Origin of the sequence: Thalassococcus halodurans, from assembly GCF_900108225.1 — a bacterium.
GTDB classification, from domain to species: domain Bacteria; phylum Pseudomonadota; class Alphaproteobacteria; order Rhodobacterales; family Rhodobacteraceae; genus Thalassococcus; species Thalassococcus halodurans.
In genome coordinates this window covers 691690-714532 of record NZ_FNUZ01000002.1, presented here as the reverse complement: position 1 = coordinate 714532, position 22843 = coordinate 691690, and the positions used below count along the sequence as shown (strand labels likewise).

Sequence of the window (22843 nt, the reverse complement as noted above, 5' to 3'; positions counted from 1 at the left end):
ATGGATCTGCGTACGCGCATAAACACAGCGATGAAACAGGCGATGAAAGACAAAGACGCCGCCCGTTTGTCGACCGTGAGACTGATCAATGCCGCGATCAAAGACCGCGATATTGCCGCTCGTTCCGAGGGGAAAGAAAACGGGGTAGGTGAGGACGAAGTGCTCGCTATCCTTGGGAAAATGGTCAAGCAGCGCCGTGAAAGCGCCCGCACTTACGAAGAAGGCGGTCGTCTTGATCTGGCTGAACGCGAAGAGGCCGAGATCGTCGTGATCGAGGAATTCCTGCCGCGTCCGCTGTCTCAGGACGAAGTGGCCGCAGCACTGGATGAGGCCGTGGCCGAAGTGGGGGCAGAATCAATCCGCGACATGGGTCGTGTGATGGGTATTCTGAAATCCAAGTACACAGGTCAGATGGATTTCGGTGCCGTGGGCCCGATGGTCAAAGACCGTCTTTCTGCCTGAGTTGCCGAAAAAGAGATAAAGAAAGGGCCGCTTTGAAGCGGCCTTTTTTATTTGTGCCCTGTTCGTTTGAGCGCGCGCATCTGTGCACTGTCAGCTCGGAAAGTTCTGATCGATGCCGTCAAGTGTCGCTTGGTCAGAAATTTTGAATCGCTGCACAAAGCGCGTCTTAAAGCTGACGCGCCCGCGACGCTCGCCAAAGTTTTCGCCGTGGTTCAGCTCATACAGCACCATCGGCTCCGGCAGCGCAGTCAGCGGCAGTCCAGCCAGTTTGGCAAGATAGGGGAACATGCGATGTTCATGCTGGGTCATTGCCTGAATGAACGGTGTGCTTTCTTTGATCTCGGGATCATACCGCAAGGCCACGCAGGACCCGCAAAGCTTCCAGAATGGTTTCCGAAGGGGCAGCGCAAGTGTCGGACGTCCCGCAAGGGCGATGTCGCCCGCTGCTACGTCGCGCACATATCCTTTTTCGACCAGATAGCCGCCCTTGGCCTGAGTGCGCAGCATGTGATCGACCGCGCCTTTGTGCAGCAGGTCATCGGCATCAAAGCTCATGACGTATCCGGCTGGATCATTCGCGGCGCTCAGGCTGTCGGCAAGGTGATGCAGCTTGCGCCATTTGTCGTTGCCTTCGAACGGTTCATCGAAGGGCAGGTAGCTGATGCGCGGATCGTCGGGCAGGGGCGGGCGTTCCTGACAGCAGACAACAGCGCGCCAATTCGGAATGGTCTGGTCCAGAAAGCTTTGCAGCGTTCGGTTCAACCGTCCGGTCACAGCGTCCCAGTCGGTCACGTCCTTGGGCGATACCAGCGGGATCAGAAAAATGACCTGTTCAGCGACAGGTTGGCCGTTCTGATCTGCAAGTGCCGCGCGCAAGTTCAACGCGGCGATTTCAGAGGCCTGCAATCCGTCCTCTGTGGCCACACTTTCGGGATTACCCAAGCGGGCCTTCATAAGCGTTTTGACGCGCTGGAGTTTTGGTGTTGCAGGGACCTGTGCCATTACTGGCGTGTAGCTTGCCGCAACCGGTCGTTCAACTCTGCATAAAGCGTCAAACGCTCTTCTTCGGTCAGAAAAGACCCGATTTCCACCTCGCGGCCAGAGCCTGACAACGTGATGTAATTTGGAACGGGGCCTTCTTTGGGGTAAAGTGCGACCCGCACCCAGTAGGTGTTGCAATCCCATTCCTGTTCAGCGCCCTTTGCGGATCGGTGAAGAAGATGGGTGCTGTCAGGCGTGATGGTCAAAACCTCAAGGATTTGCCGGTCGCGATCATTGCGCCTGAGGGCATAGTAGACCCCTGCCAAAGTGATCATCAGAAACGGCAAAAGCCCCCACAACAGCTTGGTTCCCAACAGGCCGTAAAGCGGCACGGTGAACAGCAGGTAGGTGATCAGAATGAACGCGGCAAACCCCTTGGGCGGCAGGGACTGGTGCGGCCAAAGCCGAAGTTCCTGCGCGGGGTGTGAATCTGTGTTTTCAGACCAAGAGTAAGGCATGTCGCGAAAGTAATCTTTTGCGCGTCCAAGGCCAGAGGCAAGGTGTCTCAGATCACGCAGTTTTTTACAGGCCTGCAAAGAAAAAGCCCCGCAAAACTGCGGGGCTTTCTTTTGGTCAGGTCAGGCACTTAGTGTGCGTGGCCTTTGTCCCAGTCTTCCTGCTTCGGAAGCTGCTCGAACGTGTGCTCGGGCGGCGGGGAAGGCAGGGTCCATTCCAGCGTATCCGCGTATTCGTTCCACGGGTTGTTCCGTGTTTCCTTACGGCCGGCGAAGACTGTGTAGAAGATCACGCCGAAGAAGAAGATGAACGAAGCGAAGGACAGGAATGCGCCGATGCTCGATACATAGTTCCATGTGGCGAATGCCTCAGGATAGTCGATATAACGGCGCGGCATGCCCTGACGGCCCAGGAAGTGCTGCGGGAAGAATGTCATGTTCGCACCGATGAAGAACGCCCAGAAGTGCAGCTTACCAGCCCACTCGGGGTACATGCGGCCTGTCATTTTCGGCAGGTAGAAGTAGATGCCCGCGAAGATCGCGAAAACAGCACCCAGCGACATTACGTAGTGGAAGTGTGCAACCACATAGTATGTGTCGTGGTAGGCGCGGTCGATACCAGCCTGCGACAGTACAATGCCTGTAACGCCACCAACGGTGAACAGGAACAGGAAGCCGAAAGCCCACATCATCGGTGTTTTGAACTCGATCGAGCCGCCCCACATTGTGGCGATCCACGAGAAGATCTTAACACCTGTCGGTACCGCGATAACCATGGTCGCCAGCATGAAGTAGGACTGCTGCTGCAGCGACATGCCAACTGTGTACATGTGGTGCGCCCACACGACGAAGCCCAGAGCACCAATCGCGATGATCGCCCATACCATCGGCAGGTAACCGAAGATCGGCTTACGTGCGAATGTCGCGATCACGTGGCTGATGATGCCGAAGCCCGGAAGAATAACGATGTAAACTTCTGGGTGGCCGAAGAACCACAGGATGTGCTGGTACAGAACGGGGTCACCGCCACCGGCAGGATCAAAGAAGGTTGTGCCGAAGTTGCGGTCTGTCAGCAGCATGGTGATCGCGCCCGCCAGAACCGGCAGGGACAGCAGGATCAGCCACGATGTGACAAAGATCGACCACGAGAACAGCGGAACCTTGAACAGTGTCATGCCCGGGGCACGCATGTTCAGGAAGGTTGTGATCATGTTGATCGCGCCCAGAATGGACGACGCACCAGACACGTGAACCGCAAAAATCGCGAGGTCCATGGACAGACCGCCTTCACGTACGGACAGCGGCGGGTACAGAACCCAGCCCACACCGGAGCCAAGCTGACCGTTACCACCCGGTGCGAAAACCGAGCAAACCGCCAGCGATGTACCAGCGACGTACAGCCAGAAGGACAGGTTGTTCATACGCGGGAACGCCATGTCCGGCGCACCGATCTGCAGCGGCATGAAGTAGTTGCCGAAGCCACCGAACAGCGCAGGAATAACAACGAAGAACATCATCAGAATGCCGTGACCGGTGATCATGACGTTCCAGAGATGGCCGTTCGGAGTACATTCGCCTGCCGCAGCTGCGGTCATGCGGGCGCCTTCCATACACATGTACTGAACGCCCGGCTCCATGAGCTCGAGACGCATGTACACTGTGAACGCGACCGAGATGAAGCCCGCGAACGCGGACACGATCAGGTACAGAATACCAATGTCTTTGTGGTTGGTGGACATGAACCAACGCGTGAAGAACCCGCGTTCATCTTCGTGGTCATGGCCGTGAATGGCGGCGTCTGCCATTGTGTGCCTCCTCAGGTGATAGTGCACGGAGGGCGAACCGAGACGGACCACCCCCATGGAATTGTTGGTACGTTTTAGGGAATGCAATCGTGTACGGCAATGATCGGTTTTGCCGCATGGGGGTTATTTTTGTCGCAGTCTGGGGTCCTTCACTGGAAGGTTTAAGACTTTGGTGGCGAAATTCCGGAAATTCAGCCCCTGAGTTGATTTTCGACAGCCGTTTTCGCACCCATGACACCTGCTGGTAATCAAATGACCATCAATTGATTCGCATCATCAGAATTGCGCTATGCCAGTGCCAGAGCGTCTATCAGCCGTGATTCTTGGATGCAGGAAATATCAGCTGTTCCTAGGCTCTTCGCCGAAAACCATGGAAAACGTGCGCTGCAGCGCGACGTCCAGATCGTCCATCGTCACAGGCAGGCCCAAATCAACCAGACTGGTAACGCCGTAATCGGTGATTCCGCAGGGCACGATCCCGTCGAAATGGTTCAGCTCCGGCTCGACATTGATCGAGATGCCGTGAAAGCTGACCCATTTTTTCAGCCGGATGCCGATGGCGGCGATTTTGTCTTCGGCCACCTCACCCGAGGGCAGGGCGGGCTTTTCCGGACGTTCGATCCAGACGCCAACACGACCCTGCCGGATGTGTCCGGTCAGGCCGAATTCTTCCAAAGTCAGGATCACCCATTTTTCAAGATCGCGCACAAAACAGCGCACATCACGCCCGCGTTCGCCGACATTCAGCATCACATAGGCCACCCGCTGACCGGGCCCGTGATAGGTGAACTGGCCGCCGCGTTTGGATGGGTAGACCGGAAAACGGTCGGGGTCTTTCAGGTCTTCGATCTTGGCGCTGGTGCCGGATGTATAAAGAGGCGGGTGTTCGACCAGCCAGATCAATTCATTGGCTGTGCCCTCGGCGATTTCGGCCGCGCGCTTTTCCATAAAGGCAACCGCGTCGTCGTAATCTGTCAGCCCGGGGGTATTGCGCCATTCGATCATGATAAGTGCCAGTTTCTGCGCCGGTTAAGGCTGTTGAGCTCGGGCTCCATTTGCCCGCGTCGGGCAGGGAAGTGCAAGCCCAGACCCCCTGCGGTAAATATTCGTGCGACGGCGCGGATTTCCGTCAATTTGCTCTTCACATCGTGCAGAGGCTGATTTATACGCCGCGCTACCAAGTCAAGACGTGCGGTCGTGGCGGAATGGTAGACGCGCAGCGTTGAGGTCGCTGTGGGGTAACACCCGTGGAAGTTCGAGTCTTCTCGACCGCACCAACTCCCAAAAGAGCTTGTTGGGCATTTCCTTCAAAAAAAATTGTTCTGGGTCACCATTACGCGGTTGGCTTTGAATAAACAGGGTGTCCCAACTTTAGTGCAGTGCTTCTTGTAAAGCGTGTTGGTCTATCCTTGGGTGTAATTTTTAAACTCATTTTGGCTCGTTTTGCCGTTTTCGAATGATCTGGCGCATTGAAAAGCCCTCCACAGTGGGAGGGCTCTTTGTCATTTTAAAGCTTTAATTTTACTAATCGTGATTTTTACGAGCCTATCAACGTCTAGTCTTCCTTCTTCGCAAAAATGATCCTGCCCGAAGCATCCATCGCGTAACAAGAGCCTTTTCCAACTTGAATTTCTTTGTTGGCAGTAAGTGGCCCTACACCGGTTGCCTTGGCATTCTGGGCATTCGGACACACTGGTAATTCTACTCTTTGGTATCCCTTTTTAAGCATACAGGCTTCGTAGTTTCGTTTGCGCGCCGGAGCATTTGCGTCCTGTGTTTGGTACACGCCCGTAAGAACCGCTACAGCGATCTCGGCTCCAGGGCTGCGGTTAACCGCAACTTCCTGTGCAGCGTTCGTTTCACACTCAGCTCTATCGAGTTCGTACTCTGTGTATCTAATATTGTTTTTAACAAATGTTTCTTGGCTAACGCATCCACTAAGTAGAATGCAGCAAGTGGCGAAAATGATTGGATTTTTCATAAAGTCCCTCTCAAGTTTTTGTGGTTAATTGCAGAAAAAAAAGCGATTCACAACCAGAGCGGTTAATGTTTGGCAATACTGTTACGGCAGCGCGCTTAGCCATGCCCATGCTGTGCCCAGCGACAAGGCGGTTGCGATCAGGACAGACGAGGCCGCGACGCGTTTTGCCCGACCGTACATGTTTGCAAAGACATAAGCGTTGATGCCCGGTGCCATGGCGGCGGTGATTACGGCTGAACGGAAGGCCTCGGTCGGCAGTTCGAACGCTTTACCCAAGGTCCAAGTGATGGTCGGGTGCAACACGAGCGACACAAAGCATACGAATGCAATCACACGGAAATCTCCGTCCGGACGGTAGCGGAACAACACGCCACCTACACCGAACAATGCCGCGGGAAGCGCTGCGCGGATCATCATATCCAGCGCGTCTGTCACGGGGCTTGGCAGACCCAGATCAAAGATGTTGAACACCGCACCCAGCATAATGCCGATCACCAGCGCATTGTGCAGCATGGCGTTCAGAACCGTGCGCACGGTGCCGATGGCGGTTTTGCCCTTGGCGCGCACGATTTCCATCGTGGTGATGCCCAGCCCGTAGCAAAACGGCGAATGCATCGCGAGGATCGCATAGTTTGCCTGAAGTGCGTCCGGGCCATAGGCGCGTTCCGTGATCGGCAGGCCAAGCAGGACCGAGTTGGCGAAGAGGCAGGCAAAGGCGATGGCGACGCAGTCTTCCCAATCGCGCTTGAACACGAAACGCGACACCACCATGCCCAAAGTGAACCCTGTGGCCGAGCCGGTGTAAAAGCTGATCAGTAGTTTTGGATCAAAGCTGTCGCCGAGGTCCAGCGTCCAGATCGCTTTGAACAGAAGGCAGGGAATGGCGAAGTTCTGGGTGAACTTCATCAACCCGTCGACCGCATCGTTGCTGAACCCGCCGCGCCAAACGGCCAGATACCCCGCGCCAATCACCAGAAAGACGGGGAGGATAACTTCTAACAGCGCCTGCATGGCGGGTCCTTCGAATTAGAGCGGCAGGGTGATGACCATGCCGTCGTAGGCGGGGGTCACGTGTTCCGGCGTTTCGGCCCGAACAGTCTCGTAGTCCAGATCGATATGCATGTTGGTCAGCACAGCGCGTTTGGCGGCGACCTTTTCAATCCACTCAAGCGACTGGGCCAGATGGGAATGCGTCGGATGGGGATCGCGGCGCAGCGCGTCAAGAATCCAGATATCCAGATTTTCCAGTGCACCCCAGGCCTCATCCGGAATGCTTGCAACATCCGGCAAATAGGCAAGGCCCGCGATGCGGAAGCCTAGTGCATCCATCCCGCCGTGACGGACAAGGAAGGGATTGAATGTAATCTCGCCGCCCGCACCAGTGACCGTCACATCACCGTCGATCAGGTTCATATCCAGAATGGGGGGGTAGCTGCTGCCTTCGGGCGTCTCGAACGCATAGCGGAACCGTTCGAACAGGTTGTCGCGTGTGGGCTCATCGGCCCAGACCTGCAAGCGCGCGCGCATGTTGTAAACGATCATGCGCAGGTCATCCAAACCGTGGGTGTGGTCCGCATGGGCGTGGGTGTAGATCACCGCGTCAATCTCGCCGACACCGGCGTCCAGCAACTGGGTGCGCAGGTCAGGCGAGGTGTCGATCAGAACCCGCGTGGTGCCAGCATCGCTGACACGTTCCACCAGCATTGAACAGCGTGTGCGGCGGTTTTTGGGATTGGATGGATCGCAATCGCCCCAATGCCCGCCGATGCGAGGCACGCCACCGGACGATCCGCAGCCAAGGATTGTGAACCGCAATTCGTTCGTCATGCGGGGCTCCATGCGGCGGCTTTGGCGAAGAGGCGGTCAAAGTTGGCTTCGGTTGCTGCGGCAAACTCGGCATAGTCGATAGCGAAGACCTCGGCACCTTTTTGCGCGGTATGGACAGAATAGGACGGCTCGTTGCGCTTGCCACGATAGGGCGGCGGCGCAAGGTAGGGGCTGTCGGTTTCGACCAGCACACGATCCAGCGGAGCGGCCGCGAAAATATCGCGCAATTCCTGCGACTTGGGGAAAGCTGCGATGCCGGACATCGACAGGTAAAACCCACAGTCCAAGGCCGCCTTGGCCAGTTCGGCGCTAGACGAAAAGCAATGCATCACACAGGTGTAGGGCTTGGCCTTGTAAGCCGTGTTTAGAATATCGGCCATGTCATTGTCAGCAGCACGCGCATGGATGATCAACGGTAGGCCTGTTTCCTGCGCGGCCTGAATGTGGACCTTCAGGGATGTCTTCTGCACTTCGGCGCTGTCGGCGGTGTAGTGGTAATCCAACCCCGTTTCGCCGATGCCCACAAACTTAGGATGCTGGGACAGGGCGACCAATTCATCGACAGTTGCCATCGGTTCGTCCGCAACGCTCATCGGGTGGGTGCCCGCAGCGTAGAACACCGGATCGTTGTCTTCGGCAATCTTACGGACAAGCGGTTCGTTCTTCAGACGCGTGCAGATCGTCACCATCCGGTGCACGCCCGCCTCGACCGCGCGGGCAATGACCTCGGGGCGGGTTTCGTCGAAATCGGGGAAATCCAGATGGCAGTGGCTGTCGGTGATCCGCGGGTGCGTCATAGTCAATCCGTTATCGTGCTTGATTTGGATATCTAGGAAGGCCGCACAGGGGTCAAGGCGGGAAGCGGTATTAGCGCAGTTTCGCAGCCGTCTCGCGCATTTGCATAAACATGTCGAACACGATCGAGGCAGGGTCCACATTGACCGAAAGACCATGTCGGGCGCGGTCGCCTGCTTCTTGGGCAAGGGTCGCCCATTCACGTGCCGCCACCGAATGCGGGGAAAGGCGGGTCAGTACCGCCTGTTCGTCGCTGCTGGCAAAGCGGGCAGGCGGCGTGCCCAGTCCTGTGCGCGCAAGACGCACCATTGCCAGATCGACAAGCTTAAAGAACAGGCCAAGCTTTTCTTCCTGACCGCGCACGGCCAATGATTGCGCTAGGTTCAGCGCAGCGGGGCGGTCAAGGTCGGGCATTGTGGCCATGATCCGCATAAGCATCTGATACAGGGAAAGACCGTCTTGATGGATCAGGCGCAGGGCATCGCCCACAGATCCGCCTGCCAGTTCTGCCAAAGCTTCGGCATCCGCCGGTGACATATCCGCGCCGGTTTCGCCCAAGGCCGTGGACATATCCGCCGGAGACAACGGCGACAGCCGCAACTCGCGGCAGCGGGACCGGATCGTCGGCAAAAGGCGTGCGGGCTGATGACAGATCAATAGCATGATCGTGTTGGCGGGCGGCTCTTCCAGCAGCTTCAGGATCGCGTTGGCCGCGTTTGTGTTCATCTCGTCTGCGGCGTCGATAATCACAACGCGGCGGCCACCATCCGCCGAAGACATCGAGAAGAAGCCCTTCAGCTTGCGCACTTCCTTGACCAGAATTTCATTGGCCAGCTTGTCGCCCTTTTCATTGGGGCCGCGGCGCAGAAGGTAAAGGTTGGGTTCCGACAGCGCCATGCTGCGGCGCATGACGGGGTGGTCTTCGGGAATGTCCAAGGTTTCCGGTGTGGGCGGTGCGCCGAACATGTCGTTGTCGTCGGCAGGGGGCGTGGCCAGCAAAAAACGGGCAATGCGCCAGGCAAAAGTTGCCTTGCCCACACCACGAGGTCCGGTGATCAGCCACCCATGGTGGAGACGACCGGAGTTGTACACATCCAGAAAACCCCGTTCAGCCGCATCATGACCGATCAGGCGCAGCGTTTCGCGTGGGTGCGGGGCACCTTCAACGCGGTCGGGTTCCGGGAGATCAACAGGCTCTGCCATCAGGCATCCGCATTTTGTGCAAGGCGTTGTGTCACCGCCGCGTAGATACGGTCTGACACCTCGTCGATTGTGCCATCCCCATCGATGACCTGAAACCGGTTCGGGCTGGCGTCGGCCATATCCAGAAACGCTTGGCGCATCGTGACCTGAAAATCCGATCCGAAGCCTTCGAAACGGTCATCGCCTGTGTTTCGTTCGGTTGCGCGGGAATGGCCTGTATTCGGGTCGATATCGACCAGAACCGTCATATCAGGTTCGACGCCGATCATCAGGTTATGCAGGTCATCCACCAACTTACGCCGTTCACCACGGGTACTGCCCTGATAGGCGCGGGTGGAATCTGCAAACCGGTCACAGACAACGATCTTACCATCTTCAAGCGCTGGCCAGATCAGGCGTTCCAGGTGATCGCGGCGCGCAGCATTGAACAGTAACAATTCGGTCTGGGGCGACCAACGATCTGTCGGGCCATTCAGAACTAGATTGCGAATTTGTTCCGCGCCTTCGCTGCCGCCGGGTTCACGGGTCAGGATCACATCATGGCCATCCGCGCGCAGACGGTCGGCAAGCAAACGGGCCTGCGTGGATTTCCCAGATCCGTCAATACCTTCAAAGCTGATGAACATTCCGGTCTTGGTCACATCGCGCCTTGCGTGTCGCTGGAAAGACGTTTGAACAGCACAGAACCCACTGTGGACACACGGCTGATAAAGCCGGCGTTGCCCACATCGGATGCCGCGTACAGCGGAACGCGATGTTCAGGAAGCCCTTCGGGACGAATGATCAGTTCTGCCAGACGGTCGCCTTTGTTCACAGGCGCCTGGATCGGACCTGTGTAGATGACCTCGGATTCTACCGGTTTCACCGATGCGACAGGCAACAGCAGACGCACGTCTTCGTTGCTTACCAGATCAACTGACGTTTCCGCGCCCATCCAGATTTGTGCTTCGGCGACTTTCTTGTCTTTGGTCACCACTGTTTTTTCGGCAAACTGGCGAAACGCCCAGTTCACAATGGCTTCTGACTGCTCTGCGCGGGCGCTTGTGCTGTCGAGACCGGTGATCGCAAAGATCACACGACGGCCGTTTTGCACGGCAGATCCCACCAGACCGTAACCAGCTTCTTGCGTATGGCCGGTTTTCAGGCCGTCGGCCCCGATGCCCAAGCCCAACAACGGGTTGCGGTTGGCAACGTTTTGCGGCGCGCGACCGTCAAATTCAAACCGGCGCTCCGAGAACATTTCGTAAAATTCGGGGAACTCGGTGATGATGTTGTTCGCCAGCAAAACCAGATCCCGCATCGACATGCGATGGCCGGGCGCAGGCCAGCCATTGGAATTGGCGAAGGTCGAGTTGGTCATGCCCAACTGTTGTGCGCGCTGCGTCATCAGTTGCGCAAAACCGGCTTCGGTTCCGTTCGGGCTAAGCGCTTCGGCAATCACGGCGCAGGCATCATTGCCGGACAGCACAATGATCCCGCGGATCAGGTCTTCGACGCTGACACGGTCTGTAGTGTCCAGAAACATGGTCGAGCCACCATACGACATTGCGTGGCTGCTGACGGGGAGCCGTTCATCCAACGTCAACCGACCATCGCGGATCGCTTCAAAGGCCATGTACAGCGTCATGAGCTTGGACATCGACGCAGGCGGCAGGCTTTCGTCGGCGTTCTTGGACAGAAGAACCGTTCCCGTGGATTGGTCCAGCACAAAAGCCGCACGGGCAGGGGTATCAAATGCGACCGCCGCAACGGTCGAGTGCATCCATATCAGCAACGCTCCGGCCAGAAGACGAAGGGGCGATAGCATGGGCAACTCCATTATTCCGAAGGCTGATGATACGTCATCCGCCGTGGTGATGTTGAAGACGGTTTAGTTTGTCACCGTGTAGGCGTCAGTGAAACCGGCAGCTTTGATTTTTTTCAGCAGTGTCGAGATTTCGGATTTCGACTGTGCAGGGCCGACGATCACACGCCAGAAGGTTTTGCCAGACGACGTCTGCTTTTTAACGGTTGGGATCATGCCCTGCTGCTTCATAGCCGTGGCGGTATTTTTGGCGTTCTGTTCGACACTGAAAATACCGATCTGGATGAAGGGTTTTTCCAACGCAGTCGGCGGTGTCAACGTGGCAGGCTGTGGCGCAGGTGCGGGCTCGGACGCACTTTCGATCGCTGCCGCAGCGCTGGATGTGATCGGATCAAGCGCGGCTGCCTCGATCTCGGGCGTGCTTTCAAGCCCGTCGGCGGTGACAGGCATATTCGGCGGCGTAACAGCGGGTGGCGGTGTTTCCTCAACGGTTTCACGGCGCAGTGCCACGACACTCAGGTTCGCAGGGCTACCAGCCAGAACGCCCAAGGCTGCAGCGGCATCCGAGCTGACCTGCAGGCGCGGGCCGGGCGTTTCGCGTTCACGTTTGAACAGCGCGCCAATCACGAATTGGCCGTTCTGTTCATTCCGGATGATGACGCGCTCGGGCTCTTTCACATTGGGGTGAGCAACCCAAACACCACCCAGGGACGGGCGACCATCCCAAAGACCGGCCTCATTGGCCTGGAAAACTTCGGGGGCCTCGATGTCGCGCTCTACCAGATTTCCGGTGCCGAACGAGCCCGTTTCCTGAACCGTTGCCGAGCTGTCTTTTGCTTGAAGAAATCCGGGCATTTGGGATGCGTCGCATCCGGCAAGTGCCGCAAAACCTACTGCAATTACGGTGCCTTGCCGAAGAGCACCTGACAAAGGCTTACCCAAAAACTTGCTGCTCATAATTTGACCCATTGCCTGTTCCCGCCCCCAACTGCATCGGTCAGTGGCATGTCTGCGTGTTTGGCGCATTATTGTTCGCGCGGACAATAGCCTGATGCCGCCTTTAAGAAAAGCCTGACGGTCCTTCTTCGGCGGATTTTCCCCGTTAGGACCTTTCAGAATCGAAAATCTGGGGCTATGCCCAGCGAACCGGAGGTTTGGCAGAGTGGTCGAATGCGGCGGTCTTGAAAACCGTTGGGCGTGATGAGCGTCCCCAGGGTTCGAATCCCTGAGCCTCCGCCACTACCGTTTATCCCATCATCACAGACTTGCATTCAGGCGTAAAACCGCCCCATGGTACAACATGGTTTACGCAAATTTTCGCGACCCAAACAGCCACCAGTTCAGACCTCTGAAATACAGAATCTAAGAGGTTAAACATTTTATTTTTGATACGCGCGGGGCAAAACTTGCGATTACAGTATTGGGATGTAACCGCAGTCCATGGCCAAGGCTGACCAAGGATTATTACCCCGCGTTAACAAGGTAGGACGCTATGAGCGAAGCCCTTCAGTCTAACGCAAAGCCAAGCGGTTTTTTTGACGTCAGAGTTAGGCCCCTGATTTCGATCGATTTCCGGTCGCTAGCCGCTTTCAGGATACTTGCATCGTTAACGATGTTATATGTGTGCGCTGTCTTATATCCCGACCTGATCACATTTTACTCAAATAGTGGTCTGCTCAGCACAGAACTTTTGAGCGCCTATTACCCTCATCACCGCTTTTCCCTGCTCACGATATTTCACTCGGACGTTTTTATCTATGTGGTCTGGTTTGGTTTGGTTGCCTCTTCCTGCAGTCTGCTGCTTGGGTACCGCTCCCGCACGAGTGCAGCGATTTGTTTTATTCTGTATTTGTCCTTCGCTGGGCGGAATCCGGTTTTAAATCAAGGCGGTGATGTGCTTCACCCACTGCTTCTATTTTGGGCAATCTTTTTGCCAACCGGGCGAGTATTCGGAATAGACGGCGCACTAGAGAAAGACCGAAACACGTTCGAAGCCCCTTCGATCCTGTCCATCGCCACTGTCGGGCTTCTAATGCAGGTGCTCTATGTCTACGTCTTTGGTGCCTTGCTAAAGACAGGGAGTTACTGGGTGCCCAATGGGCAGGCGATCCTCATTGCCATGCACCTTGACACATTCGCAACGGACGCATCGCATTTTGCCCGACAGTTTCCCATTATTCTTGGCTTGCTAACTTTCTTTGTCTTTTATCTTGAACTGTTCGCGCCCTTGATCCTTTTCTTCCCTGACAAAAAACAGCGCGTTCGCGCCGTGGGTCTGGCACTTATTGTGATTATGCATTTTGGTTTCCGCACGTTTCTTTCTATCGGTCATTTCTGGCTGTCGAGTTTGTCTTCCTTAATGACCTATATCCCGACCCGCATTTGGGACTCGGTCTGCGAGAAATACTGGAAAGCCGAGCAGCGCAAAATTCGCCTTTACTATGATCGTGATTGTGGATTTTGCCTGAAGACTTGCTTGTTGCTTCGTGAGTTCTTTCTGCCCCATAACGTTTTCATCGGCCCTGCACAGGACGATCCGGTCATCGGTGAAATTCTGGTACGTGAAGATAGTTGGGTTGTGGTCACTCCAGACGGCGAACATAAACTTCGTTGGGATGCGTTAGTTTATGTCACGAATCAATCGATCCTAATGCGCCCGTTTTGGTTGATAGCCTATCTTATTAAAAAGATAGGAATTGGGGCGCTCGCCTATAATGCCATCGGAAAAAACCGCCGGGGGTTCAGCAAGTTTACCGCGTTTTTTCTGCCTTTCCGCAAAGCACGCCTGAAGAACAATATTTTGGTGAATACCGGCCTGTGTATCGTCATCGCGCTGTGTTTTTTATGGAACCTTGACCAAAACAAGCCGAGAGCCGAAAGATCTGACGCTTGGGGCGTCATTAAGCCGGCAATGAGTCGGACAGGTTTTACTCAAAGGTGGAATATGTTTGCGCCTCACCCAGCATTTACAGATGGATATCCGATCATCCGTCTCTCTGGGGATCTTGGACAAAACCAGTATTACACGCTTTCCGGTGCGTTCAGCGAAACGTGGGAGCACCCTGAACGTCTTCAGGCGTATTTTCCGTCGTATCGCTGGCGAAAATATTTTAATCGAATTGCGAAGTTTGGGGCAGAGCGACGTGAGCTGATGTTTGGGAGATACGCGAACATCTTGTGCGGTTCTCTCTTGGAAGACCCCAGCGCACTTCCATTCTTGCCTGTGAGTATTTCGATTGATTGGGCCTGAAACACTTCGTTCGAGCAGTCAGAAGACGAATATAAAATCACGCCCATGGGCGAATGGGACTGCAGCCCTGAGACTCCAGCTTGAAGTCGAACCGAACAAACTGAATGGGAATACATCTGAAAAGCTATGCCCTTCCGATAAAGCCGCCTGTCATGTGAGAGTTGAATACGCGGCAGCGCGTTTTGAGCATAAACTACGTGATACCGTGAAACCGTAACGTTAGGCCAAGTGGCACGACGGCAGCGCGGCTCTAAACCGCGAGCGTTCGTTTCTTAAATGAGCGCTCGAACCAAGTGAGCTACACCCTGAGCCTCCGCCACCTATAAGCTCAACGGAGTTCCCTTTGCGCTTTTGTGGTCCAACGTTTCGCACGGTAACTGCAAAGGCGCGTCGTTTATTATTGACTATTAAGCGGATCCGCTGGGGAAGCAGCTTCCGTTCTTCCGCATTATTAAGAATATCAAATGCTGATTAACCGTAATTTTGCGCGAATTGCTTATTGATCAACAGTTTCGGTTTTGTTCCGAAGTCGGTGTTAACTGATTGCTTTGCTAAGTGTTTTTACGGCGTCGGGTTGCTCGCAACAAAGATCGTTGCAAGCCTTGAGGGATGAGCGCCTTCATATATTCAACCCTAAAATTGCCTAACTCGCGGCGATGTGTGGCCAAAATAGGCGGTGATCCTTTGAGCAAAGCCATTTGTTCAGGAGTTACCATGTCCAATCGTTCTAGACCCATTCAAGTTGTTCTAGTGTACGACAATGAATATTCGTTTGAGCAGGCTTTCGACAATTTATTGGAGCTTAAAGGCAAGCTGGCTAATGCGGTTCAGGAATTTGGGCCATGGAAAACGCTAGAAGGTCTCAGCACACCAAGTAATTTTGGTATGGCGACAAATAATAATTTTATCACTCTGCAACGCATGGATCACCACATGGAGCTGGAGGGCTTCAAGGTTGTTCTGAACAATCCTCTGATGGCCAAATTTAAGCCCGACCAGGTTGAAGCTTTGTACGATCATCGACGTGCGATCCTGATTGAGGTGGGATGTGGTTCTGTCCCCGGGTTCGCTGCGCTATTTTCAGAATCAAAACTGGCTGGTTCTATAGGGCCCTTAGGCGATTTAGTTCCAGGTTATTCCGAGGATCAGGTCGGGCATGAAGCGCGGCTCAAAATGGCTCAACGTATCTCTTGTGTTTTGACCGGTGAGCTTGCACCGAGTGCAATTCATTGGACGCAGTCCCAGCAACTTTTTGACGCGAGCACGTTTCAGTCTCTGACGACGCAGGAGTTTCCGCTGACGTTATATTGTGGACCTTCGATTTATGGTGGACGGCAACTTCCCGATGGTCTGGTACAAGCAGGTGTAATCGTCGTGGGGTCAGATAGCGTTCTTGGCAAGATCGTAACTTTCAAACCCGATACGCAGGATTGGCAAAAAAGCTATGCGCTTTGCATGTCGTTTATTGAGTACTGTCGCTTGCGAGGACGCCTGGTCGAAGATAACGAAACGTTCGCTCTGGAAGAGCCTGATGCTCCGGTTGTTCAGGTGCGTTATCAGAATGGTATTCTCGGCTCTGATGGTGACTATATCGAACTGAGTTTGGATGGCCGAAAAACTAGCGACATGCAGCGAAAAACTGCGCGTGGTTGGACTGGTTGGCTGATGTCCAAACTCTCAGAGCCAGCGCGTCCGGCCAGAGCTCAGTAGTCAATCAGCTAAAGACGCGGCAGTCAGCCGGTAATCTGCTTGCTGCGCTTTCACTACGGCGGGCTTATAAGCTGCGCGTGTTCTCTGTGGCCAAGCGATTTTCGCTTTTTCCAGGGCTGAAAGTGGCGCTGGTAATACGAATCTTGTGATGCTTTTCGCCCGGCCCTCCTGCCTATCTGCATAATAATTGGGCAATATGTGGTGTATTTCGCTGCTGTTGCTTGAAAAATTGGCATCTGCCTTGGACTCTGTCGCAAAGCCCGTTTGACTGAGGGCAGACAGAAAGAGGCATCACGTGACTGGCACACCGACATCGTTGCTTACCGTTTTTTCCGACCTTGATGGCACGTTGCTGGATCACGACACTTACAGTTGGGAAGCGGCCAAACCGGCGATTGAGCTATTGGCATCGCGAGAAATTCCTTTGGTTTTGGCCAGCAGCAAAACCGCTGCGGAAATGTCGGTCATACAATCGGAAATGGGCATCTCGCACTGGCCCGCGCTTGTTGAAAACGGGGCGGGGGTGACCGATAGCAATAGCGTTGATTTGGATCGGTCTGAGTATGACGCGATTTTAATGCGATTGACCGCTGTTCCTGCCGAACTGCGCGCTAAGTTCACAGGCTTTGCCCAAATGACAGATCAAGAGGTTGCGGACAACACTGGGCTAAGTTTGGAAAAAGCGTCCAAGGCGCGGTTGCGGGCGTTTTCCGAACCGGGGCTGTGGGCCGGCACGGATGAAGAATTGAATACTTTTGGAGAAGCCTTGGCGGAGCAGGGGATTTCCATGCGACGCGGTGGGCGGTTTCTGACGCTGTCCTTTGGCCGGACAAAGGCCGAGGGGATGCGTGATATCGTCGAAAAGCTTGGTGCGACCATGACGCTCGCGCTTGGGGACGCACCGAATGACGCCGAGATGCTGGATACCGCAGACTTTGGTGTGATCATCCGCAACGACCATGCGCCTGAGATGCCCGCCTTACGCGGTTTGCAAACAGGCAAAATTACCAAAACGACAAAGTCGGGACCCGTAGGTTGGAACCAAGCGGTGCTTGAATTTGTTGAGAGATATGACATTAGAAAGGCGCCTTAAGATATGGCTGACTTCCACCAAAACGGTAACATCGCACAATTCCATAACCTGCGAACGCGATCCGTTGAGGAAATGAACTACGAGCTGGAAACCTTTGCTCAGAATAGAAAAATTTGTTTGATCCTTCCTTCCTTGTTTTCCGAACTCGAAGGTCCGGCGCTTGCCAATATTATCGAAGAACTTTCCAAACTTCGCTATCTTCACCGCATCATCATCGGCTTGGACCGTGCGGACGAAACCCAGTATCGACGGGCCCGCAGCTTTTTTGAAAAACTCGGTCAAAACCACGTTGTTATCTGGAATGACTCGCCCCGTATGAAGGCGTTTGATGAGCGTCTTGCCGAACATGGTCTTGGTCCGCAGGAGCTCGGCAAAGGCAAAAACGTCTGGACGTCGATGGGCTATATGATTGCCTGCGCGGATACCGCTGTGATGGCGCTGCATGACTGCGATATCCTGACCTACAAAAGCGATATGCTGTCGCGACTTCTGTATCCTGTCGCCAATCCGAGCTTTCCGTATCAACTGTCCAAGGGGTTCTATGCCCGTGTTGGCAACGGCAAACTGAACGGCCGCGTGTCGCGCTTGCTGGTTTCTCCTTTACTGATTTCATTGAAACGCGTGATCGGAGATCGCGATTACCTCGATTATCTGCGCAGCTTCCGCTACCCGCTCTCGGGTGAATTCGCTCTGCGGACCTCGGTTCTGCCGGATCTGCGCATTCCGTCTGATTGGGGGCTGGAAGTGGGCGTTCTGTCAGAGGCATGGCGCAATTTCGGGCCGAACGCGGTGTGTCAGGTCGAAATCGCTGATGATTACGATCACAAACACCAGACGGTCAGCCCAGAAGATGCCGATGCAGGTCTGAACCGCATGTCCACCGATATCTGCAAGTCGATTTTCCGTAAACTGGCGGCTGACGGCACCGTGTTTTCGCCAAACGTGTTCCGCTCACTGAAGGCGACGTACTATCGCCGTGCCTTGGATATGGTCGAGGTCTACGCCCATGACGCCAAGATGAACGGTCTTGAACTGGATCGTCACGAAGAAGAGCGTACGATCGAGTTGTTCGCCGAGAATATCATGCGTGCCGGTGAAATATTCTTGGAAAACCCGAACGAGACGCCGTTCATTCCGAACTGGAACCGCGTGAACGCCGCCGATCCGGCGTTGCTGACGGAATTGTTGACTGCGGTTCGGGCGGATCAGGACGAATATTCGCCGCTTCCGTTTTAATGCATGTTGGTGATCCAGCGGCACTGATAGGGGGCCATCACAACCTCTTCTGCCGTTGGATCAATTTTTTCACCTGACAGAATATCCACCCATTCCTCGTCCTCGATCAGGTTCAGTTGGGTTTTCGGGATCGTGACGGTGTCCTTGCTGACGTTATGTAGGGCAAAGATAGACTGATCGCGATCCAGAGATTGCCGCCACAACCCGAAAATCCGGTCGTCACAGTTCAGCGTGAACTGCGTGGCGTTGGGATGGAAGGCGGGCTGGTCAGACCGGATCCGCAGACGTTGCGATAAACCGTTCAACACCTGCGCCTGATTGCTGGTCGGGTCCAAAAGCCGCGCGCGCAGTTCGGTATAGTCCCAACGGTGCCGATTGATCGCGCGGTTCATCCCGCGATGTTCCACGCTGTCATGATCGTTGGGCGTGGCAAGCATGGCGTGGATGTAGAAGGCCGGAATGCCTTCGAGCGACATGATCATGGTTTGCGAGGCCAGGAAGCGGGCGATCTGGTGTTCGTCATCGCCGTCAAAGGTTTGCTCCATCGCCGAGAAATAGGATGCGTTCAGTTCATAGACGGACTGACCGCCATCGGGCAGCGCACGCATGGATACCAACGCGCCTGTTTGCTGCACAGTGTCAATCACCCGAGAGATTTCTACGGGCGGCAGCAAGCCCTCGGCAGGGCGCATGCCGATGCCGTCGTGGCTGGCGGTGAAGTTCAGATATGAACAGCCCAAGGGGGCAGGTGGCATGGCGCGCTGCCAAGCTTGCAAGTATTTCGCTGTTCCCGAAAGCATCGCGTGCAACACCAGAGGCGGCAGCGGGAAGTTGTAGATCGAATGCGCTTCGTTCCGCTGGCCGAAATAGCTGAGGTTCTCGGCCTTGGGCACGTTGGTTTCTGTCAGTAAAACAACCGTTTCCGTGGCGAAGTCCGCCAGAACCCGCAGCAATTGGACGATGGCGTGGGTTTGGGGCAGGTGGATTGATGGCGTGCCGGGTTCCTTCCAAAGGAAAGCCACTGCATCCAGTCTGATAATCCGAACGCCCTTGTCGATGTGCAGGCGAATGATGCGGATCATTTCCAGCAGCACTTCGGGATTGCGATAATCCAGATCAACCTGATCGTGGCTGAAGGTGCACCAGACATGGCGCGGTCCCATGGCTGTTTCGACCTCTTGCAGCAAGGGCGTGGTGCGGGGGCGCACCACTGACGACAGATCGTCTTCGGGATCGCCTTCAAAAAAGAACTTGTCGTAGGGTTCTTGCCCCTGACGGTAGGCATTGAACCAGACGCCTTGGCTTGAGACGTGGTTCAGGACCAGATCGGACATCAGAGCGAATTCGCCCCCGATACGCGAAATGTCCGGCCAGTCGCCCAATTGCGGATCGACTTTGCGATAGTCGGTGACAGCGAACCCGTCGTCAGATGTAAACGGGAAGAACGGCAGAATATGGACGCCGTTGACCACCCCTTGCAGGTGTTTGGTCAGAAAATCGCGGAGCAGGTCGAGCGGCTTATGTGAACCGTCCTGAATCGAGTTGCCGTAGCTGATGACCATAGCATCGCGCTGCGACCATAAAGTGTTGCCCGGCTTGCGCGGACGTTTCCGGCAATGCGTGCCGTCCGGCCAGAAAGCCGAGACGATATCTTTGGTAAGATCAGAGGCGTCATGGTTCGGATAGATGCGCTGAACAAGTTGTGTCAACTTTCCGGTCAAGGACGAAGGGGCAACGGACATAAAGTGGTCATTCCCGAATAAGTAGGTGACCAATCGTGGCCTGACAGGCGTCCGGGAACAAGGTATGCAGAGCCGATGTGCGCGATTTTTTGGCGCTTTTTGGTGGGCTGCACAGAAAATTAGCACGTGAATTCAGGGTGTTTGGGCCCGTTTGCCCCGAAAATCAGAACGATTTTCCGGCACTCTCCGTAGCAATGGGTATTCCAACGTAGAAATTCCGTGTCTAGTGTACCCACACTGCACCGATCCGCGCCATGCGGGGAATTCGCATTGGCGCAGTCTTTATGGGAGGAATAATATGGATCGTCGTTCATTTCTGAGAACGTCCGCTATTGGTGGCTCCGCTGCTGCTGCATCCACGCTGGCCGCACCGGCCTATGCACAGGGCAAGCGCACGCTGACCATGGTTACATCGTGGCCCCGCGGCTTTGCCGTTCTCGATGACGCTGCAACATATCTGGAAAACTACGTCGCGGCTCTGTCCGATGGCGAACTGACCATCGACAAAAAAGCGCCGGGCGAACTGGTTGGCGCTCTGGAAGTGTTTGACGCGGTATCCTCCGGTCAGGCTGACATGTATCACTCTGCTGACTACTACTTCGTAGGTCAGCACCCGGGTTATGCATTCTTCACAGCTGTTCCCTTCGGCGGCACAGCGCAGGAAGTGACAAACTGGTACCACCACGGTGGTGGTCAGGAACTGCACGACGAGCTGGGCGAAATCTTCAACCTGAAAGGCCTGCTGGCAGGTAACTCTGGTTCGCAGTCCGGTGGTTGGTTCCGCAAGGAAATCAACTCGGCAGAAGACTTCAACGGTCTGAAGTTCCGTATGCCGGGTCTGGGTGGCCAGGTTCTGGGTAAACTGGGCGCATCCGTTCAGAACATCCCGGGTGGTGAACTGTATCAGGCGCTGTCGTCTGGTGCTCTGGACGGTCTGGAGTGGGTTGGCCCGATGGCTGACGAACGCGCCGGCTTCCAGGAAGTTGCGAAAATCTACTACACAGCGGGCTTCCACGAGCCGGGTTCCGCTCTGGCATCCTCGGTCAACCTCGACGTATGGAACGACCTGAGCCAGAAGCACAAAGACATCCTGAACATCGCGTCTCAGGCTGTTACGCACTACCAGCTGGCTGAAACACTGGCCAACAACGGTGCGGCTCTGGCACGTCTGCAGGCACAGGGTGTCAAGACGCTTCAGTTCTCTGACGACGTATGGGATGCCTTCGGCGCCGCGTCCAAAGAAGTTATGGATGAAAACATGGGCGACGAACTGTTCGCCAAGATCCGTACTTCCTTCGACGAAAGCCTCGCATCGTCCGCGTCCTGGATCAACAAGTCGGACGGCTACTACGTTGCACAGCGTGTGCGCGTGCTGGGCCAGTGATCCGATAGGATTTGACTCCACTAAGGCCTCCGCGAAAGCGGGGGCCTTTTTCCAAGAAACAACCTGAAAACGACCCGCCTGAACGCGGGCAATGGGGGTATGTATGGAAGAAGAGGCGGTTGGCCTCGGTGGTATGTTCGGAGCAATAGGCGAGGGGATCGTCTTGCTTTTTCAGAACATCGCCATGGCGTTTTACAATTTCGGATATGCGATCACGCATCCGTCCTTGTGGCTGGACTGGTCTGATAAACAGGCCATCATGCGGTTTGTTTACTACGGTGGCTCGGTCGAGTTTTTCTTCGTCGTCTTTACGGCCTTCCTTGTTCTGACGGCCATCGGCCTTTGGCGCAATTCGGTCATGTGGGGCACTGTGCGCGTGCTGGAAGGTCTGGGCAATACGCTGGGCCGTTTCTTTGCGTGGGCCGGTCTTCTGATGGTTCTTCAGCAGGTCGTGATCGTCTTCATGCAGCGTATCTTTACCCGTCCGGACATTTCGTTCGGCTTCGGGGTGCCGCTGCAATTCGATATCAGCTGGTGGGCCGAAGAACTGAAGCTTTACAACGCTTTGGTCGTCACTCTTTGTCTGACATACACCTTTGTGCAGCGTGGCCATGTGCGCGTTGATCTTGTCTACTCGGCGGTCAGCTATCGCACCAAACGTGTGATCGACATGTTCGGGTCGCTGTTCTTCATGATGCCCATTGCTGTCCTGATCTGGATGTATTCGTGGTATTTCATGTGGCGCCACCTGATCGTGCCCAAGCCGTCCGCATCCGACGCGCTGGACCGTCTTTTGACCAAATCGCGCGCGCTGCGTTGGAACGTTGAAACCATCGGTTTCAGCCCCAACGGCTTTACTGCGTACTTCCTGTTCAAAATTCTTCTGGTCGTCATGTGTGGCCTGATCTTCTTGCAGGCAATTGCGTTCTTCTACCGCTCGTATCTTGAGTGGAAAGAGGGCGAAGAGTCCGAGGACAAATACCTTGATGTCGATGTCCTCGAAGATGTCACCGACGAACAGCACGCTCACGGCGCATAAGAGCAGGAGACAGACA

General features: G+C 55.1%; 20 protein-coding genes and 2 tRNA genes. 9 read left to right on the top strand and 13 right to left on the bottom strand.

What is annotated here, in order from left to right; all coding sequences use genetic code 11:
- Positions 1-462: a GatB/YqeY domain-containing protein gene (locus C4S59_RS08470; protein ID WP_103910020.1), complete on the top strand. Its 462-nt coding sequence runs from the start codon at positions 1-3 to the stop codon at positions 460-462.
- A gap of 90 nt (positions 463-552) precedes the next feature.
- Here the strand turns inward: C4S59_RS08470 and C4S59_RS08465 are convergent, their stop codons facing one another.
- The 4 genes from C4S59_RS08465 to lipB form a co-directional block, all read right to left on the bottom strand.
- Positions 553-1464, bottom strand: coding sequence for a hypothetical protein (locus C4S59_RS08465; RefSeq protein WP_103910019.1), 912 nt, complete (start codon positions 1462-1464; stop codon positions 553-555).
- Positions 1464-1961, bottom strand: coding sequence for a DUF2244 domain-containing protein (locus tag C4S59_RS08460; protein WP_103910335.1), 498 nt, complete (start codon positions 1959-1961; stop codon positions 1464-1466). Before C4S59_RS08460 ends, C4S59_RS08465 begins: the two co-directional genes overlap by 1 nt.
- Before the next feature lie 128 nt (positions 1962-2089).
- Entirely contained in the window at positions 2090-3763 is a 1674-nt protein-coding gene (gene ctaD / locus C4S59_RS08455; RefSeq protein WP_103910018.1) for a cytochrome c oxidase subunit I, read from the bottom strand.
- Between the two features lie 339 nt (positions 3764-4102).
- Positions 4103-4768 carry a lipoyl(octanoyl) transferase LipB gene (gene lipB, locus C4S59_RS08450; RefSeq protein WP_103910017.1) on the bottom strand — a complete coding sequence of 222 codons (666 nt, stop codon included), beginning with the start codon at positions 4766-4768 and terminating at the stop codon, positions 4103-4105.
- A gap of 186 nt (positions 4769-4954) precedes the next feature.
- Between lipB and C4S59_RS08445 the strand changes: the two genes are divergently transcribed.
- Positions 4955-5040: transfer RNA gene (locus tag C4S59_RS08445), tRNA-Leu, on the top strand.
- Between the two features lie 278 nt (positions 5041-5318).
- Here C4S59_RS08445 and C4S59_RS08440 read toward each other — a convergent pair.
- The 8 genes from C4S59_RS08440 to C4S59_RS08405 form a co-directional block, all read right to left on the bottom strand.
- Positions 5319-5744, bottom strand: coding sequence for a hypothetical protein (locus C4S59_RS08440; RefSeq protein WP_103910016.1), 426 nt, complete (start codon positions 5742-5744; stop codon positions 5319-5321).
- An 81-nt stretch (positions 5745-5825) separates the two neighbouring features.
- The gene (locus C4S59_RS08435) at positions 5826-6755 is read right to left on the bottom strand and encodes an AEC family transporter (RefSeq protein ID WP_103910015.1); all 930 of its coding nucleotides are present in this window, start codon (positions 6753-6755) and stop codon (positions 5826-5828) included.
- A 15-nt stretch (positions 6756-6770) separates the two neighbouring features.
- Complete coding sequence (locus C4S59_RS08430; RefSeq protein ID WP_103910334.1) at positions 6771-7571, bottom strand: MBL fold metallo-hydrolase; 801 nt, start codon at positions 7569-7571, stop codon at positions 6771-6773.
- Positions 7568-8368, bottom strand: a complete 801-nt coding sequence (locus C4S59_RS08425; RefSeq protein WP_103910014.1) for a TatD family hydrolase — start codon at positions 8366-8368, stop codon at positions 7568-7570. Before C4S59_RS08425 ends, C4S59_RS08430 begins: the two co-directional genes overlap by 4 nt.
- A gap of 70 nt (positions 8369-8438) precedes the next feature.
- Positions 8439-9569 (bottom strand): DNA polymerase III subunit delta', encoded by a 1131-nt coding sequence (locus C4S59_RS08420; protein WP_103910013.1) that lies wholly within the window; start codon positions 9567-9569, stop codon positions 8439-8441.
- Positions 9569-10210 carry a dTMP kinase gene (gene tmk, locus C4S59_RS08415; protein ID WP_234994714.1) on the bottom strand — a complete coding sequence of 214 codons (642 nt, stop codon included), beginning with the start codon at positions 10208-10210 and terminating at the stop codon, positions 9569-9571. Before tmk ends, C4S59_RS08420 begins: the two co-directional genes overlap by 1 nt.
- Positions 10207-11376: a D-alanyl-D-alanine carboxypeptidase family protein gene (locus C4S59_RS08410; RefSeq protein WP_103910012.1), complete on the bottom strand. Its 1170-nt coding sequence runs from the start codon at positions 11374-11376 to the stop codon at positions 10207-10209. Before C4S59_RS08410 ends, tmk begins: the two co-directional genes overlap by 4 nt.
- Positions 11377-11439: 63 nt before the next feature.
- Complete coding sequence (locus C4S59_RS08405) at positions 11440-12330, bottom strand: SPOR domain-containing protein (protein WP_103910332.1); 891 nt, start codon at positions 12328-12330, stop codon at positions 11440-11442.
- A gap of 191 nt (positions 12331-12521) precedes the next feature.
- Between C4S59_RS08405 and C4S59_RS08400 the strand changes: the two genes are divergently transcribed.
- The 5 genes from C4S59_RS08400 to C4S59_RS08380 all read left to right on the top strand — a co-directional run bounded on the left by C4S59_RS08400 (position 12522) and on the right by C4S59_RS08380 (position 18662).
- Positions 12522-12612 (top strand) — tRNA-Ser (locus C4S59_RS08400).
- Between the two features lie 253 nt (positions 12613-12865).
- Positions 12866-14623 (top strand): HTTM domain-containing protein, encoded by a 1758-nt coding sequence (locus C4S59_RS08395; protein WP_103910011.1) that lies wholly within the window; start codon positions 12866-12868, stop codon positions 14621-14623.
- Positions 14624-15337: 714 nt separating this feature from the next.
- Entirely contained in the window at positions 15338-16333 is a 996-nt protein-coding gene (locus tag C4S59_RS08390) for a hypothetical protein (RefSeq protein ID WP_103910010.1), read from the top strand.
- A 295-nt stretch (positions 16334-16628) separates the two neighbouring features.
- A complete protein-coding gene (locus C4S59_RS08385; RefSeq protein ID WP_234994713.1) occupies positions 16629-17426 on the top strand; it encodes an HAD-IIB family hydrolase in 798 nt (265 codons plus the stop codon).
- A 3-nt stretch (positions 17427-17429) separates the two neighbouring features.
- Entirely contained in the window at positions 17430-18662 is a 1233-nt protein-coding gene (locus tag C4S59_RS08380; RefSeq protein ID WP_103910009.1) for a glycosyltransferase family protein, read from the top strand.
- Here the strand turns inward: C4S59_RS08380 and C4S59_RS08375 are convergent.
- Positions 18659-20404: a sugar phosphorylase gene (locus C4S59_RS08375; RefSeq protein ID WP_103910008.1), complete on the bottom strand. Its 1746-nt coding sequence runs from the start codon at positions 20402-20404 to the stop codon at positions 18659-18661. The two genes, C4S59_RS08380 and C4S59_RS08375, sit on opposite strands and share 4 nt — an antisense overlap.
- A gap of 298 nt (positions 20405-20702) precedes the next feature.
- Between C4S59_RS08375 and C4S59_RS08370 the strand changes: the two genes are divergently transcribed.
- Together C4S59_RS08370 and C4S59_RS08365 are read left to right on the top strand one after the other, a co-directional pair.
- Positions 20703-21788 (top strand): TRAP transporter substrate-binding protein, encoded by a 1086-nt coding sequence (locus C4S59_RS08370; protein ID WP_103910007.1) that lies wholly within the window; start codon positions 20703-20705, stop codon positions 21786-21788.
- Positions 21789-21891: 103 nt separating this feature from the next.
- The gene (locus tag C4S59_RS08365) at positions 21892-22827 is read left to right on the top strand and encodes a TRAP transporter small permease subunit (protein ID WP_103910006.1); all 936 of its coding nucleotides are present in this window, start codon (positions 21892-21894) and stop codon (positions 22825-22827) included.
- Positions 22828-22843: the final 16 nt, after the last annotated feature.

Bases quoted from the DNA above. Each gene is read 5' to 3' on its own strand.
- C4S59_RS08390 (WP_103910010.1), top strand. From the start codon at position 15,338: ATGTCCAATCGTTCTAGACCCATTCAAGTTGTTCTAGTGTACGACAAT.
- ctaD (WP_103910018.1), bottom strand. From the start codon at position 3,763: ATGGCAGACGCCGCCATTCACGGCCATGACCACGAAGATGAACGCGGG.
- C4S59_RS08470 (WP_103910020.1), top strand. From the start codon at position 1: ATGGATCTGCGTACGCGCATAAACACAGCGATGAAACAGGCGATGAAA.
- lipB (WP_103910017.1), bottom strand. From the start codon at position 4,768: ATGATCGAATGGCGCAATACCCCCGGGCTGACAGATTACGACGACGCG.
- C4S59_RS08460 (WP_103910335.1), bottom strand. From the start codon at position 1,961: ATGCCTTACTCTTGGTCTGAAAACACAGATTCACACCCCGCGCAGGAA.
- C4S59_RS08420 (WP_103910013.1), bottom strand. From the start codon at position 9,569: ATGGCAGAGCCTGTTGATCTCCCGGAACCCGACCGCGTTGAAGGTGCC.
- C4S59_RS08425 (WP_103910014.1), bottom strand. From the start codon at position 8,368: ATGACGCACCCGCGGATCACCGACAGCCACTGCCATCTGGATTTCCCC.
- C4S59_RS08375 (WP_103910008.1), bottom strand. From the start codon at position 20,404: ATGTCCGTTGCCCCTTCGTCCTTGACCGGAAAGTTGACACAACTTGTT.
- C4S59_RS08370 (WP_103910007.1), top strand. From the start codon at position 20,703: ATGGATCGTCGTTCATTTCTGAGAACGTCCGCTATTGGTGGCTCCGCT.
- C4S59_RS08465 (WP_103910019.1), bottom strand. From the start codon at position 1,464: ATGGCACAGGTCCCTGCAACACCAAAACTCCAGCGCGTCAAAACGCTT.
- C4S59_RS08395 (WP_103910011.1), top strand. From the start codon at position 12,866: ATGAGCGAAGCCCTTCAGTCTAACGCAAAGCCAAGCGGTTTTTTTGAC.
- C4S59_RS08365 (WP_103910006.1), top strand. From the start codon at position 21,892: ATGGAAGAAGAGGCGGTTGGCCTCGGTGGTATGTTCGGAGCAATAGGC.
- C4S59_RS08380 (WP_103910009.1), top strand. From the start codon at position 17,430: ATGGCTGACTTCCACCAAAACGGTAACATCGCACAATTCCATAACCTG.
- C4S59_RS08435 (WP_103910015.1), bottom strand. From the start codon at position 6,755: ATGCAGGCGCTGTTAGAAGTTATCCTCCCCGTCTTTCTGGTGATTGGC.
- C4S59_RS08430 (WP_103910334.1), bottom strand. From the start codon at position 7,571: ATGACGAACGAATTGCGGTTCACAATCCTTGGCTGCGGATCGTCCGGT.
- C4S59_RS08440 (WP_103910016.1), bottom strand. From the start codon at position 5,744: ATGAAAAATCCAATCATTTTCGCCACTTGCTGCATTCTACTTAGTGGA.
- C4S59_RS08410 (WP_103910012.1), bottom strand. From the start codon at position 11,376: ATGCTATCGCCCCTTCGTCTTCTGGCCGGAGCGTTGCTGATATGGATG.
- C4S59_RS08405 (WP_103910332.1), bottom strand. From the start codon at position 12,330: ATGAGCAGCAAGTTTTTGGGTAAGCCTTTGTCAGGTGCTCTTCGGCAA.